Consider the following 15,464-nt stretch of genomic DNA (forward strand, 5'->3'; position numbering starts at 1 on the left):
TGCAATGTTTAATTATTTCAAATTCGTTCTGAAGAAATGATCCAGTTTTTCAAAAGGAATCACATCCACTTTATCGTATAAATCTACGTGAACCGAATTCGGAATAATCATCAATTCTTTCGGTTCTGCAGCCATCTTGTAAATATCCTCACTCATATATTTGGAATGGGCATTTTCTCCGGCAATCAGAAGCATAGGTCTTGGCGAAATTTCTTTGATATAACTCAACATCACCGAGTTGGCAAAAGACAGCGAATTGGTTTTCGTCCAGCCTTTATTGGAGTTTAAAGAACGTTTGTGATATCCCCTCGGCGTTTTGTAATAATCAAAATAATCCTTTACAAACTGAGGTTCATCACCGTTTAATTTTTCAGGTAAATGGGTTGTCGGATATTCAGGTTTTCCGTTTTCAGCATCAACCCAACGTTGGAGACTCATTGTCTCAAAAGCTTTCGTGCGTTCTTCGGGAGTCATTTTATCATAATATCCTTTGGCACTAACTCTTGAAATATCATAAGTACTTGTTGTTGCTACTGCCTTCACTCGTTTGTCGGCAATGGTTGCATTCAATGCAAAAGTTGCAAAGCCACAGATTCCGATGATTCCGATTTTGTTTCTATCTACATTGTTTTGAAGCCCTAAAAAATCAACTGCCGCGCTGAAATCTTCGGTATTGATGTCAGGTGAAGCAATATCTCTCGGCTCACCTCCACTTTCGCCAGTATAAGAAGGATCAAAAGCGATAACGGCAAAACCCCTTTCTGCCATTTGATTGGCATATAAACCTGAAGATTGTTCTTTCACCGCACCAAAAGGTCCACTGATTGCCAAGGCTGCCAGTTTTTCTTTCCCTACATTTTTGGGAAGATAGAAATCTCCTGAAAGCGTGATTCCGTAACGATTCCTAAAAGTAATCGATTTTCGGGTTACTTTATCACTGAGTTCGAAAGTATAATGTTCGTTTTGTTCTGTTCCATTCATTTTGGTTTGATTTGATTTTTTATTCTGCGCAAATACCTGTCCGATAAAAAGAAGGGACAAAGCCATCACTGTTGTTACTATTTTCATATCTGAATTTTGTTTAAAAATTACTGATACAAAATTAGAAACAGCGGAGTGCTAACAGTTAATGATAATCAAACCAAAAATTAAGAAATTCAAACTTCTGTCAAACGAAATGCTTTTGGATTGGTGCCTGTTTGTTTTTTAAAGAAATTATTAAAATACGTCGGATAATCGAATCCGAGAGCGAAAGCTATTTCTGAAATATTCCAGTCAGTGTGTTGCAGCAATGCTTTTGCTTCTGTAAGAATACGTTCTGTGATATGAGCTGTGGTCGATTTTCCGGTAATCTCTTTTACGGCACGATTGAGATAATTGACGTGAACATTTAGATTCTTTGCAAAATCCTGAGCTGATTTCAATTGCAGAGATTGGTCTGTAGTTTCAATAGGAAATTGTCTTTCCAACAGTTCCAGAAAAACAGATGATAGTCTTGATGCAGCATTCTTATTCTGATCAAAATCCTCTGCAGGTTCCAGCTTTAAAGATTCGTGAATGATAAGACTTATGTAATTACGTATCAGTTCATCCTTATAAACATAATCACTTTCCTGTTCTGCAATCATCTTTTGGAAAATGGTGTTAAGAAATTGTCTTTGTTCTTCGGTAATTTTCAAAACGGGAGTTCCGCCGATTTTAAAGAAAGAAGACTGCTGCAAACTTTCAGAGCGTTCAGAATTCTTAAAAAATTCCTCAGAAAAAAGAATGGTATATCCTTTATAAGTCGTTGAAATCGTTTCCCAGGAATATGGAATATGTGGGTTTCCGAAAAAAAGCACAGTTCCCTCTTGTTCGAAACTTTTATCAGAATAATGAATCTTACTTTTCCCGGTCGTAAGGCAGATTTTATAGAACTCTTTTCTGCTGTACACACGGGTTTCATTGCCGTCCTGCTCAATCTGAAAGGCACGGAAACCTTTTAGTTTTAATTCACTATTAAACTCCGAAACAACTCTTTTTACCTTTTCTTTCATTTTTCAAAGTTAAGAAAATCAAACCAGAAACATAAGTGCTAAAAATGTACTTTACTATGGATAATTATTCTTAACAATTTTCAGAATCATCTATATCTACTAATAAATATTCTAGATTAAATATTCAAAGCTAAAAGCAGAATATTTTAAAAACCTACTAAAGTGATATAATGGAGTTAAGATTTTCTCATCCTTAATTAGTGTGAATTTTGTAGATAAACGGGACATTTCAATAATTAACAAATTCAAAGGGAAATAACAAAATTAATTAGCTTATGAGTAATAGTTTTGTAAATATTCTCATTATTTATCATATATCTCTAATCCATTAATAGCTCTTAAAAGATCAATTCCTTTCCCCAAAATCGATTTGAAAAGATCTCCTTTTTCCTGCAATCGTTCTGCCATATTCAGGATCGTAAAATCTGTCGGATGGAGGCCTTTTTTTACTTCACTCCATTCTAATGGCGCGGAAACAGGAGCCCCGGGTTTTGGGCGTACGCTGTATACACTTGCCAATGTCTGTGCTCGTCGGTTCTGTAAATAATCCAGATAAATTTTATTCTTATCTCTTTTTTGAAGACTTCTTTCGAGCGTAGTTAGCTCCGGAAGCTCCTGATGAACCAGTTGCATAAGCACATGCCCAAAATCTTTCACCTGATCATAGGGATACTTGGCTCCCATTGGAATATATATATGCATCCCAGAACTTCCGGATGTTTTTGGATAGCCAATAATACCTGCTTTATCCAAAACTTCTTTAACAGCCAATGTTGTTTCTATAACATCTTCAAATGTATTTTTTTCAGAAGGATCAAGGTCAAGCACCAAATAATCGGGAAAATCAGCCTTCGGTATATGGCTTGTCCAGACATTCAGTTCAATACATCCTAAATTATTCAGATATGCCAAGGTTTCTTTATCATTACAAAGAATATAATTGATGTATTTGTCGTTACTTTCAGAAAATATTTTTTGAAGAGTCACCCAGTCCGGCGTATTTTCATCAGCATCTTTCTGATAGAAGCTCAGTCCTTCGATTCCATTGGGAAAACGGTTGAGTGATTGGGGGCGGTTTTTCAGATGGGGCAAAATAAATTTGGCAATGCTCTGATAATAATCTATAATCTCCCCTTTTGTAATGCCATCCGCCGGAAAGTATATTTTATTCTGATTGGTCAGCGTAATCTGCTGTTTTCCGATTTTTTTGACTTTATCTGTTGTTGTTTTCTTTGTGGGGGACTTGGCTTTCATCTTGGGCTGTTTTTGAGTTAAATCTGTATCAAATTTTACCTCTGTATCATCAATGTCTTCTCTTAGTCTTAAAAAAACCGGATGACGATAGATATGATCTTTCGTGAGTTCTGTATATTTTATTTCAGCTACCAATTCAGGTTTAAGCCATGTTGCTTTGGAATTGGTTTTAGGAGTTATTTTAAATGCTGATTGCTTTACTACCAGAGGTTGTAATTTTTGATGAATCTCTTTAAGACTTCGATCTGTAAATCCTGTTCCTGTATGTCCGCAAAATACGAGTTCTCCATTTAAGTATTTTCCTAAAATAAGAGATCCGAACTCCTTTCTTGAGCCTTTGGGAGCGGTGAAACCACAAATCAGGGCTTCGTCAGTTTTATGGATCTTTATTTTCAACCATTCGGAGCTTCTGGTGTTTTCTTTATATTCACTGTCTGCTTTTTTGGCTATAATTCCTTCCAATCCCATATTTTCGGCAGCTTGAAAGAAATCTTTTCCGTTTTGAAGAATATGATCATGATACTTGATAATGTCATTTTCAATTAAAGCTTCTTTCAGTAGTTCTTTTCGCTGTAAATAAGAAAGGTTTTCTGTGGAATGTCCATTCAGCCATAGTAAATCGAATACCTGATAAAGGAGGACCAATTCGGTATTTTGTTCCCCTATTCTCTGTAGCCATTGAAAATTAGGTTTTCCTTTTTCATCATAGGCTACTATTTCTCCATCCAGGACCATTTCGTGATTCTGAATTTTGAGTGCATCTGCAACTTTTTTGAATGATTTTGAAAAATCAAGACCGTTTCTGGAATACAACCTGCTTTCACCTTTTCGGGTATCGGCAATAGCTCTATATCCATCCCATTTTATTTCAAAAGCCCAATCTTTGTCATCAAACGGTTGTTTATTTGTTTTACAGAGCATAGGCTTTATAAAATCAGGAAGCTTTTTCTCACCAGAAAGTGCCGGAGTATAATTTTTATAATGTTTTAAGCTTTCCCCGGCATTATTTTTTTTTTACTGCTTTTCTCCTTCAGATAAGCTGTAACTTTAGAATCTTTTGTGGTATAATCTTCTGCATCATACTCTTCTTGAATGGCGTAACGATCTTTATGTTTGATAAGAAGCCAGGCATTTTCCTCTGTTGAATTTTTAATTTTGACCAAAGCAAATTCACCTTTCAATTTTTTACCGTGCAAAATAAACTTAAGGGATTGCTTATGTAGTTCCGAACGCATGATCAGATCATCACTTTTTCCTTCTATTTTTTCCAAAGGTTCATAGGTTCCTTCATCCCAGATTTCCACTTCACCGGCACCATAATTTCCTTTGGGAATGCTTCCTTCAAATGTGCGGTATTCATAAGGATGATCTTCCACCATCATTGCCAGTCTTTTATCAGAAGGATTAAGAGAAGGTCCTTTCGGAACTGCCCAGCTTTTAAGAACACCCTCCATTTCAAGTCGGAAATCATAATGCAAACGTGTTGCTGCGTGACGCTGAATCACAAATCTCAGTTTTGCAGTACTTTCCTTTTCTTTGCCTTCCGGTTCGGAAGTTACCTTAAAATCTCTCTTTTTATGATATTCTTCTAATGGCATCTTACAAAAATTTAAAGTTAAACGAAAAATGATTATCTGATTAAAATCTTATCCTGCTTTTCTTTTTCCTGACTCAAGGCTGGCCTTCAACATGGCCATAAGGTCAGTCGCTTTTCCCGCAGGCTCTTTTGTTTCCTTAACTTTTGCCCTTTTACCTTTTGCTTTCTGCTTTATAATTTTCAAAAGATCTTCATTATAAGTATCACTGTACTTCGAAGGATCGAAAGTCTCCGCTAAAGATTTAATTAATGTTTCCGCCATTTTGAGTTCCTCAGCTTTCGGTGCTTTTCCTGATGGTATTTTCAGATCTTCATATGTTCTCATTTCTTCCGGATACCTCATTCGGTTTACCATGAGAATTTCATCTTGATAAGGACGAATCATGCACAGAATTTCCCTTTCTCTTAAAATAAAAGAACCTATCCCTGCCATTTTTGTTTTCATTAGGGCTTTCAACAATAATTTATAGGCTGCCTCTCCATTTTTTTGAGGTTCTAAAAAATAAGGGGTTTCGAAAAGTGCAGGATCCACTTCTTCTTCTTTTACAAACTGTAAAATACTGAGAATTTTTGATTTTTCAGGACTTACCGCCTGAAAATCCTCATCTTCTAAAACAATGTATCTATCTTCTATTTTATAGCCTTTTACGATATTTTCCCACGCTACTTCTTTGTTAGTATTTTCATTTACTCTTTTGTATTTGATATTGCTGAGATCTTTTTTATCCAGCATATCCAGATCTAATGTACTCGATTCACTGGCCGAGTACAACTTGATCGGTATATTTACCAATCCAAAACCTATTGCTCCATTCCAGATTGCTCTCATATTTTTTTTTAACTGTTAGAGTACAAAACCTTTTCCAAATTGATGTAAATGCAATTTATTTAGAGGTATTTATAAGTTATTTAACACCTTTCTTTTCAAATCGTTGGAAATCCAGTAAACCATTTACCAGTGTTTTCCATTCAATTTTTGAAACACCGATCATTCCCCCTGCTGCAATCAAGAGGTTTCTGGTTTTGTCCAAAAACTCAGCGTCCATATTAGGTGTTTCATTTCGTCCATATATTCCTACTTGAATAAAGTCTCTTCCTTTAAAGATTCCAAATGTAGAGGTAGCTTGATCAGAATAAAAATGTAATATGTGTTCCGATGTTTTATCCTGAGGATTTTTTGAAGGCCTGCAAGTCATCATCACAAAATCAAGACAAATACCATGGGTCTGCTCTTCAAACAGATCCACAATTTGAACCCAGTCGAAACCATTGGCTTCTACAGTTCCCGGACCAGGAATATCTATCCTGATATAATCACCAATTAAAGGGTATCTATTAATCATTTTACCCTCTGAATCAAAAAGTTTAAAATCTGCAAACCCTTCGCCACAGTACCTTTTCCAATTGTTGATCAACATGAATCTTTCTCTAAGTGTGTTGAAAACTTCCTCAACATGCTCCGGGGCAACATAGCTTTTTTTAGATTCTGTATCGTGGTATCCCCCTTTCTTCTGAATGGGAACACCGAATATTTCTTTAGGTTTCATATGTATCGTTATTAATTTTCGTTGTGGGGCATATCAACAGGCTTCGATTCGGGAGAGCCTCTTTCACGTAGCCAAATAGATAAAACGACAAGGGAAGCTACTGCCAGAAATTCACTCTGCCAGTTCTGAAAAGATTCAAACCAGAATCTTGATTCTGAAATATACTGTAATGCTGTTAAAGCGGGTTTATTTTTCATCATCTGTTCATCATTAAAATCTTTAAGACTGCCATAGAAATGTAAAATAAAGCTGGTCAGAAACAGAGTTGCAAATGCAAGTGATAATGAATGTTGATAGAGCTTGAGCCAAATTCCTCCTTTTTTCACGGACCATGGTGCTTTGGGATGTGCTATAGGATCTCTGTCCACCTCTTCCTTTTCTGTCAAAGATTTTGATTCGCTGGAACCTTTTTGTCTGAGAGAAACCGTTAGTAAAACGTAGAGCATCATCTGAAGAAATTCACTTTCCCAGTTTTCAAAAGTAGCCTGTATAAAATGTCCGCTATGAATGTATTCACGCATTTTTAAAGCAGCCTGCCCGTTTTCAATCAATTCTTTGTTTTCCGTTTTCCAACCGGTGAAAAACTGTCCGGTAAGAAAGATAATCATGAGGGTAAACAGTACAATACTTAAGCTGTTGCGATAAAAGAAGCTGGGGCGTGACATATTTGCAAGTTTAAAGTTCAAGGTTTAAGAATCACGTTTTTGATAAGGAAAAACTTTTTGCAGGTTCTTTGTGGTTGGCCCGGTAAGGATTTTTCCATTGATATTGAATCTGGAGCCGTGGCATGGGCAGTCCCAGCTTAGTTCAGCACTATTCCACCGAACTTCACATCCCGCATGCGGACATGTACTCCGGAGCAAATGTAAAGTCCCGTCAATTTCTTTGTAAAGTGCGTAAGATTCGGACTCGTAGAGGATCACTTTTGCTTCCCCTTCTCCAACTTCTGAAAAGGATTCAATTTTATCTTTGAACATTTTATCTTTCACAAAATCAAAGGCCACATTTGATGCTTCTTTCACAAAATCCGAGAATCCAGCAATAGGCTTAATTCTTGAAGGATTAAATAAGTTTCCATATTTACTTTTTCCGGTAATAATCAAATCATGTATTATTTGTGATGAAAGCGTCCCGAATATCATTCCGTTTCCTCTGAAACCTGTCGCTACAAAAATTCTTTCTTTAGTTCCCGGGAGTTTTCCAATGTATGGAAGCCCATCCACCGGTTCATAGTATTGGCTGGACCAGCTGTAAAATACGGTTTCCACATCAAAGTATTTCCGCACATAATTTTCAAGCCTTGAGAAGCATGCTCCAGTATCGTCGGCGTGTCCTGTTTTGTGGTCTTCACCGCCTGCAATTAAAAGGTTTTCGCCATCGATATTCTGGATACGGTAATAATGATAAGGTTCACAGAGGTCATAGCCTAACTCCCATGGGTATTTATCATTTTTTAGGGTAAATGCCATCGCATAACTTCTGTAAGGAGCATTGGTAAAGTGTAGAAGATTTACTCCGGGAGGAATATGAGTGGCATAAACAAGATTTCGTGCCTTTATTTCTCCTTTTGAAGTTTTTAAAATAACATGATCTTCCTGCTCATCATGACTTTCACAAAAACAGTTTTCCTGAATAAAACCTCCAAGCCTTATAAATGCTTCACAAAGTCCTTTTATATATTTAATAGGATGAAAATGCCCCTGTCCGGGAATTAATACCGCCTCTTTGAAAGGAACCGGAAAAGGAATTTCGTTCACGTAGCTCATTTTGTGGCCAACGTTTTCAGCTCCTTCAACAATACTTTTCAACCGCTCTTCCTGATTTTCATCCAATGCAAAGAGGTATGCTGATTTTCTGGTAAAATCACAACTAATCTTGTATCTATCGATATTATCTTCAATAATTTCAATTGCATCATTTCCGGATTCTGCATAGAGTTTAGCATTATCCAAACCAAAATCGCGTATGGCCTGTGTAAAGGTTGTATCAAAGAAATCATTTAAATGAGCCGTGGTACCACCTGTTGTTCCAAAACCGATGTTGGCCGCTTCCAGAATAATACATTTTTTTCCGGATTCCTGAAGTTTCAAGGCTGTTGAAACTCCGGTAATTCCACCTCCTATTATGGCAACATCAAATAGCGAATGGAGATCAGTTTCTGTAGAAAATTTCCTGACCTCTTCCTGCCATATACTTTTTCTTGCACCGTCTCTGTACATAACCAAAATATTTTTTTGTTAAAATTATCTGATATTTAATGTATCGCTTTCAGGCAGACCTGTTTTGCCAGCACTGGGCGGGTTGTTCTTTTGGGCTCTTTTTCTGTTTTCATCTTCATCAATATTACATCTGCAAGAATTAAAAGCAAATACGCTGAGTACTCCTAAAATGAATGCTGTTGTTTTCATATGTTTAATATTTTGATGGGTTACTTTTTAACCATTTACAATCAATCCACCGTTGGGATGAAGCACTTGTCCCGTCATCTGTGAGGCATCTGGACTTGCCAGAAAAAGAAAGCTGAAGGCTATTTCTTCGGGCGTTGCATTTCTCTCCAAAGGAGGCTTATTGGGGTTTTCTTCTTTTTCGTCGAATGTTTCTTCAGTAAGTGGTGTTGCTACAGGTCCGGGAGCAACGGCATTGATGCGTATTCCTTTTGATTTGGACTGCAACGCTAGTGAGCGGGTGAAAGAAACAATAGCACCTTTGGTAGCGGAATAATCAAGGAGCTCAGCATGTCCCTGATAGGCAGAAACGGAAGTGGTATTGATGACACAGCTTCCTTCTTTCAGATAAGGAAATACAACTTTCGTTAATAAAATCATTCCTATAATATTGGAATCAAAAGTTTGCCTGATATTTTTCTCTTCAAGCTGCTCTATGCTGTCTGCAGGAAATTGAACTCCGGCATTATTGATGAGGATATCAATTTTTCCAAATGCTGAATTAACTTCTTTCACTGTTTTTTCACAAAATTCATAATCATTGATATCTCCTTGAAAGATGTAGCATTTTCTATTCAAATTTTCAATTTCTTTTTTTGTTTTTTCAGCATCATTATCGCTCGAATGATAAATAATGGCAATATGTGCTCCTTCCACTGCAAAAAGAAGAGCCACTGCTTTACCAATTCCGCTGTCGGCTCCGGTAATTAACGCTACCTTATTTTTTAATTTTCCCATTTCATCGTCATTTTATTCCTGCTCCCTAGGTTTCTGCAATTCTGCCATTCTATGGGCAGCCATACTATCACTTGAAAGATTAGCCATGGCTACGGAGAGTTTATTTTTCAAGCCTGAAACTATTTTATCTTCATTGTTCATCAGAGCGTTATAACCATCAATTGCTACTTGTTCCGGAGATGCCAGACTGTCTTTATCATCCAGGATTTTACTGCGGTTCATATCTGCTTTATTAAAGAAATCAGTATCTGTAGGCCCAGGTAAAAGTGCGGTAACTGTTATTCCTGAGTCTTTCAGCTCTTCACGAATGGCTTCGGACCACGACAAAACAAATGCTTTGGTAGCATGATATACCGAATGCCATGGACCGGGAGCTTTACTGGCCACAGATGCCAGATTCAGAATTTTTCCAGATCCTTTTGGAAGTCTGTCCTTAATAAAGAGTTTGGTAAGGATGAGAACTGAAATAATATTCAAATGAACAATATCTATTTCTCTGTGAATATCCGTATCCTGAAATTTCCCATACACTCCCTGTCCTGTGTCATTAACTAATATTTCAGGACTTATTGCATTCATTTTCAATTCAGAATAAAGAGAATAGGCTTCTTCTTCTAAAAACAAATTTTTAGAGATGCTGATCACGTTTACTCCGTAGTTTTTAAATTCTTCAGCTTTTCTCACCAGATCTTCATGATCTCTGGCCACAATAACAAGATCATAGCCGTTCATGGCAAACTGTTTCGCGAGTTCATAACCTATACCACTGGTAGCACCTGTAATGAGTACAAATTGATTCTTGCGTTCCATACAATTTATTTTAGGATTAAAAGCCGATTAAGTTCACTTTTAAAACACCCCAGAATAAATTCCGTATAATACAGTTGAGCATTCAGGGCCTGAGTTTTGGGATGCAGCTCCAGTTTTTTAGTCAGAATAATCTCACCTTTATAGGAAAATGAGAAATAAGCAAAAATTTTATAGCCGGAATTGCGGATGGGAGTACAGTAACCTGTGGTGGCAATAGACCAATCAGATTCATATAATTTGGCGACATTCAATGCCATAGTTTCTGCAATATTTTCGGAAACACAGTCGCATTCTTCTGCCTCCTGACTGTTGACTTTTAACAGCCTAACTTTTTCTGGCAGTGAATAAACTGTCATTCCACCTTTATAGAACATTGAAGCATTCCGCATCTGTGAAAAAGCCAGCTGTAGACAACCTGACGTAACACTTTCTGCAATGGAAATGCTCTCATCAATGGTCATGAGTGACTGGCTTATATATTCAAGGAGATTTTGTTGAAAATCCATAATAGTATAATTTTTAATGATGTTAAAAAAAGCTTAAAAAAAACTGCTGAATAAATAGACAGCAGCTTTGCTTCATATAAAAATATTTAAGTTGGTTGGTGTGGTTTGAAGGATGTTTATGATTTAAGCATTTCTCTCCATTTCAAGATCCCAGACTCTGTGCTTGGCTATGGCATTAATAAATTTATCAGTCTGCTTTCCATCTTCCCAGGTGATAATTCCAGGATCATCATGCTGTTTTGCTGATACATTGGAATTATGGTAAAGGACCTGAGTATCTGTTCCAAAATATATGGCTTTACAATGTTTATAAGCTTCATTGATGAAATGCAAAACAAGGTTCTTATTTTCAGCAACCATCAGTTCGGTTACGGAATCTGCACCCGAACAGATACAAAGGGCATCGAAGCAAACACTTGAGGTATTGGTCAGCGTATGTTTCGGTGCGAGCTCCGCTCCGTCATTGGTTCTTACATGAGCAAGACTTGGGGCAATCAATTCTACCTTTGCCCCTTCTGCTTCAAGTTTTGTTTTAAGATCATTGATAGCTCCGCCATCAGCACCATTGGCCAGAATAAATCCTATTTTCCGGCTTTTAATAGTGTCTTTTACGGTATGCCTCATGCTTAATGCATCAGAAATTTTTGTTTTAGGCTCTCTTTCTTCACTTTGAAGTTCTACAATATTGCTGTCTGCAGGTAAGCTCTGATTAGGCCACTCAAGTTTTTTAACTTCTACGCCTACTTTTTCTGCGACTCTCCAAGCCAGGAATGTATCAATATATCCTAATTGTCCTACCATTCTTTCTCTGATATCCGGACGTGTCACTTTAGACAATTCAAAAATCAAAGCATTCTGCAGGTGTAATTTCTCCGGTGTTGACTGGCTATTATAAAATAGCTTAGCTTGTGAATAATGATCAACAAAGCTTTTACTTCTTTCTCTAACTTTCTCTCCGGAAACTCTTTCCTGCTGGGAAGCAAAACCTCCTTCAGACATCATGGCCTGAAAAGGACAGCCTCCTCCGATAGAATTAGGTTCATAGCTTGTTTTTCCTTTAACAATCTGCTGTCTCATATGACCATCCCTTTGATTATTATGAACCGTATTGATGGATCTGTTAATCGGTATTTCATGAAAATTGGGAGATCCCAGTCTTGAAAGCTGTGTATCTGTATATGAAAATAATCTTCCCTGCAGCAACGGATCATTAGTGAAATCAATTCCAGGGATGATATGGCCGGGGTGGAAGGCAACCTGTTCGGTTTCTGCAAAGAAATTATCCGGATTTCTGTTAAGGGTTAATGTTCCTACAATTTCCACAGGAACTTCCTCTTCGGGTACCAGTTTTGTAGGATCGAGAAGATCAAAATCAAATTTGTGTTCATCTTCTTCAGGAATCAGCTGCACTCCGAAATCCCATTCCGGATAATCACCGTTTTCAATGGCTTCCCAGAGATCTCTTTTATGAAAATCAGAATCTACTCCTGAAAGAATCTGAGCTTCATTCCAGGCTACGGAATGTACACCCAGTTTGGGTTTAAAATGGAATTTTACAAAATGAACTTTTCCTTCCTCATTAATGAATTTGAAAGAATGTACCCCAAAGCCCTCCATCATTCTGAGACTTCTCGGAATGGCTCTATCGCTCATTACCCACATAATCATGTGCATACTTTCGGGCATCAGTGAAATGAAGTCCCAAAATGTGTCGTGGGCAGATGCTGCTTGTGGAATTTCATTATCTGGTTCGGGTTTTACCGCATGTATCAGATCCGGAAATTTAATGGCATCCTGAATAAAAAACACAGGCATATTATTGGCAACAAGATCATAATTCCCTTCGTCAGTATAAAATTTTATAGCAAAACCTCTTACATCTCTTGCCAGATCTGTACTTCCTTTACTTCCTGCAACAGTGGAAAACCGTACAAAAACTGGTGTTTCTTTTCCCACTTCTGTTAAAAATCGGGCTTTGGTATATCCTGCAAGACTTTTGTTAAGTTTAAAAATCCCATGAGCACCTGAGCCTCGTGCGTGAACTACTCTTTCAGGAATTCTTTCATGATCAAAATGGGTAATCTTTTCTCTCAGAATAAAATCTTCCAGCAATGAAGGGCCACGTTCTCCCGCTTTTAAGGAATCCTGATTATTATTAATTTTGAGTCCCTGATTGGTAGTGAGTTTTTGATCTTCATTGGAAGTACTGTGTAGATCCAGCTGCTCTGCTTTTTTATTCGGTTCGTTGGTTTTCATATTCATAATCTTTTTGTGGTTGGTGTATTGTAAAGCAGTTAATAAGGTTTAGACTGCGAAACTAATCTGTTTTACTCTCTAGAATTTCAAGAAGCCTATTGATATACTCTTCCTCTTTCAGCACTTTATAATAGGCTGTTTTAGCATATAAAGTGAATGCCGGGGTTTCAAATCTTATTATTTCAGCATCCCTATCTGTAGTTTCTGTTGTGTGTTTAGTATGAAACTCGCGTATATTAAGGATATACTCTTTCAGATAAGTATCTATTACTTCTTTCAGAACTTCACAGGTAGCATTGTTTTTAATCTTTTCCAGAGACTTAATCAGAAAAGCCGTAACTCCGTAAGAATTGATAATAGGCAGAAATAAAGACTCACTCTCTATTACATTATTTTTATCATTCAGTCCGGAATCTTGCAAAGTATTATTTTCAAATATCATATTCAAAAATGGTATCAGTTATTGGAAGATCTCAGGTATTGTTCAAAATAATGGAGGTCATTTTTATCTTTAATGGATAAATAAAACATGATCTGTTCCGGTTCTTTTAATCCAATACTGCCGAAACAGTCGAAATGAGCAATTAAGGCTTGGATATTTTCAATATCAACATCCTTGAGAATGATAAATGGCAGGAAGATATTTTCTCTTATCTCTTTAGCATAAATTGCTGCTCCGTCCTTAAAACAATTTCCAGTATGGGAGACTTTTACAAAATCTTGGTGTTTCAGTGTTTCTATAATTTGTTGACTGTCCATATATTTTGATTTCAAGATTAAAATAAGCCATATAGAACAAGCTATATGGCTTATTGCATAGTTTAGTCTTCTTGTTCTGCGTCGAAATTAATGGATGTCTCAGCGATATCTGTAAGATACGAATCCGTATCTTCTTCTTCCTGTAATGTTCTTTCAAGAAGATCCGCAGCTTTATCATGTCCCATGGTTATGGCCAGCTGAGCCAACCCTCCGTAAGTAGCAATTTCGTAATGTTCAACTTTCTGTGCAGCAATAATTAATGCTACATCTCTTGTTGCAGAGCCATCTTCTGTTGATTTGATGACTTCTTCGCCTTCTTCGATGATTCCTTTAATAGCCTTACATTCCTTTTTTTCAGGCTTTTCGTCAATGAGCTGGAATACTTTTTCCAGTCTTTTAACGTGTTTTTGAGTCTGAAGATGATGATCTTCAAACGCATCCTTCAGTTCTTCTGTTGTCGCAGCTTCCTGCATCTTTTCAAGCGCTTCAAGAATTGCATTTTCTGCATAGTAAATATCTTTAAGAGCACTTACAAAAAACTTATGCAGAGGAGAACTTTTCATTTCATCCTTGTTGACTGTTTCTTTAGCTGCCGTACCTTTCTTGGTAGCAGGAACAGCACTGTCAGTTTCTAATATTTTATTGGGCATGGTGTGAATGGTGTTTGTTATTAAAGGATTACCTCTTTATATATGACTAAAGAGGCAATCCTGGAAAAAGAATTATGAATTACGTCTGCCACCGAATCCGGAACGACCTGAAGATCTTCCGCCTCCGTGGGATGCCTGTCCGCCCATTCTGGCAATTCTGGTGCGATCTGCCTTGCTCATCGCTGCAAAACCTCTTTTGGAACTGCCGGAACCTGAACTACGGCCCGAACTACTGTTATTATTATTTCCTGATCTTGAGTTTGAACCCTGTCTTCCTGAGTTAGATTCAGAAACGGAAGATCTTACTCCTGATCTCGAACGTGAACCAGAATTGGAGCGGTTATGGGAATTACCATTTGAATTTCTGCCATTTGCTTCTCCTCTACCGGAAGTAAATCTTCCCTGGCTGTCCCTCTGTTGGTTTCCGTTGCTACCTCTGTAAGTTCTGCTGTTATTTCCTCTTTGGCTATAATTATCATCGTCATCATCATCGTCGTAGTTATTATCATAATCATCATCTTCATCATAATCCTCATCATAGTCATCATTTTCATTATCAAAATAATTTTCATATTCTGAAAAATCATCATCGTAATCTTCTTCTCTGGTTGCATCGTTATAACCATGATCATATCCTAATTGATATACTTCTTCAAGATTTTCCGGTGAATGCGAACGTCTTCTTGAACTGCTGTTTCTTGAATTTCTAGTGTTCATAACTGAATTTTTATATTAATATTAGTGATGGGTATTGCAGTCCGTGACTAGTATTAGACGGCAACAGTTAAGTGTTGGTAATTTTAAATAAGAGATAAAAAGCAAATGCTTTTTTGCGTGCCTTTTACTAAGGGCTTTAGAATTGTGTTG

General features: G+C 37.1%; 17 protein-coding genes. All 17 read right to left on the bottom strand.

Annotated features, from left to right (window positions below):
* Positions 1-12 precede the first annotated feature (12 nt).
* A complete protein-coding gene (locus tag ACMA47_RS00635) occupies positions 13-1,068 on the bottom strand; it encodes an alpha/beta hydrolase (protein WP_413928233.1) in 1,056 nt (351 codons plus the stop codon).
* An 89-nt stretch (positions 1,069-1,157) separates the two neighbouring features.
* Entirely contained in the window at positions 1,158-2,036 is an 879-nt protein-coding gene (locus ACMA47_RS00640) for a helix-turn-helix domain-containing protein (RefSeq protein ID WP_413928234.1), read from the bottom strand.
* 303 nt (positions 2,037-2,339) lie between these two features.
* Entirely contained in the window at positions 2,340-4,211 is a 1,872-nt protein-coding gene (gene ligD, locus ACMA47_RS00645) for a DNA ligase D (RefSeq protein WP_413928235.1), read from the bottom strand.
* 65 nt (positions 4,212-4,276) lie between these two features.
* Positions 4,277-4,888, bottom strand: a complete 612-nt coding sequence (locus ACMA47_RS00650) for a DNA polymerase ligase N-terminal domain-containing protein (protein ID WP_413928236.1) — start codon at positions 4,886-4,888, stop codon at positions 4,277-4,279.
* A gap of 48 nt (positions 4,889-4,936) precedes the next feature.
* Positions 4,937-5,716, bottom strand: coding sequence for a Ku protein (locus tag ACMA47_RS00655; protein ID WP_413928237.1), 780 nt, complete (start codon positions 5,714-5,716; stop codon positions 4,937-4,939).
* A 76-nt stretch (positions 5,717-5,792) separates the two neighbouring features.
* A complete protein-coding gene (locus ACMA47_RS00660) occupies positions 5,793-6,434 on the bottom strand; it encodes a hypothetical protein (protein WP_413928238.1) in 642 nt (213 codons plus the stop codon).
* A gap of 11 nt (positions 6,435-6,445) precedes the next feature.
* Positions 6,446-7,099, bottom strand: a complete 654-nt coding sequence (locus ACMA47_RS00665) for a DUF6766 family protein (RefSeq protein WP_413928239.1) — start codon at positions 7,097-7,099, stop codon at positions 6,446-6,448.
* Positions 7,100-7,123: 24 nt separating this feature from the next.
* Positions 7,124-8,653 (bottom strand): FAD-dependent oxidoreductase, encoded by a 1,530-nt coding sequence (locus ACMA47_RS00670; RefSeq protein WP_413928240.1) that lies wholly within the window; start codon positions 8,651-8,653, stop codon positions 7,124-7,126.
* Between the two features lie 24 nt (positions 8,654-8,677).
* On the bottom strand, positions 8,678-8,842 hold the full coding sequence (locus tag ACMA47_RS00675; protein ID WP_413928241.1) for a hypothetical protein: 165 nt from the start codon (positions 8,840-8,842) through the stop codon (positions 8,678-8,680).
* A 27-nt stretch (positions 8,843-8,869) separates the two neighbouring features.
* Complete coding sequence (locus ACMA47_RS00680; protein WP_413928242.1) at positions 8,870-9,616, bottom strand: SDR family oxidoreductase; 747 nt, start codon at positions 9,614-9,616, stop codon at positions 8,870-8,872.
* Between the two features lie 12 nt (positions 9,617-9,628).
* On the bottom strand, positions 9,629-10,426 hold the full coding sequence (locus ACMA47_RS00685) for an SDR family NAD(P)-dependent oxidoreductase (protein WP_413928243.1): 798 nt from the start codon (positions 10,424-10,426) through the stop codon (positions 9,629-9,631).
* A 5-nt stretch (positions 10,427-10,431) separates the two neighbouring features.
* Entirely contained in the window at positions 10,432-10,932 is a 501-nt protein-coding gene (locus tag ACMA47_RS00690; protein ID WP_413928244.1) for a CinA family protein, read from the bottom strand.
* A 123-nt stretch (positions 10,933-11,055) separates the two neighbouring features.
* On the bottom strand, positions 11,056-13,194 hold the full coding sequence (locus tag ACMA47_RS00695; protein ID WP_413928245.1) for a catalase: 2,139 nt from the start codon (positions 13,192-13,194) through the stop codon (positions 11,056-11,058).
* Between the two features lie 55 nt (positions 13,195-13,249).
* Positions 13,250-13,630 (bottom strand): hypothetical protein, encoded by a 381-nt coding sequence (locus ACMA47_RS00700; RefSeq protein ID WP_413928246.1) that lies wholly within the window; start codon positions 13,628-13,630, stop codon positions 13,250-13,252.
* Positions 13,631-13,644: 14 nt separating this feature from the next.
* On the bottom strand, positions 13,645-13,947 hold the full coding sequence (locus ACMA47_RS00705; RefSeq protein ID WP_413928247.1) for a hypothetical protein: 303 nt from the start codon (positions 13,945-13,947) through the stop codon (positions 13,645-13,647).
* Positions 13,948-14,009: 62 nt separating this feature from the next.
* Complete coding sequence (locus ACMA47_RS00710; RefSeq protein ID WP_413928248.1) at positions 14,010-14,597, bottom strand: ferritin-like domain-containing protein; 588 nt, start codon at positions 14,595-14,597, stop codon at positions 14,010-14,012.
* A gap of 72 nt (positions 14,598-14,669) precedes the next feature.
* Entirely contained in the window at positions 14,670-15,314 is a 645-nt protein-coding gene (locus tag ACMA47_RS00715; RefSeq protein WP_413928249.1) for a stress-induced protein, read from the bottom strand.
* Positions 15,315-15,464: the final 150 nt, after the last annotated feature.

The sequence above is a fragment of the Chryseobacterium sp. T20 genome (genome assembly GCF_047345655.1).
GTDB lineage: Bacteria > Bacteroidota > Bacteroidia > Flavobacteriales > Weeksellaceae > Chryseobacterium.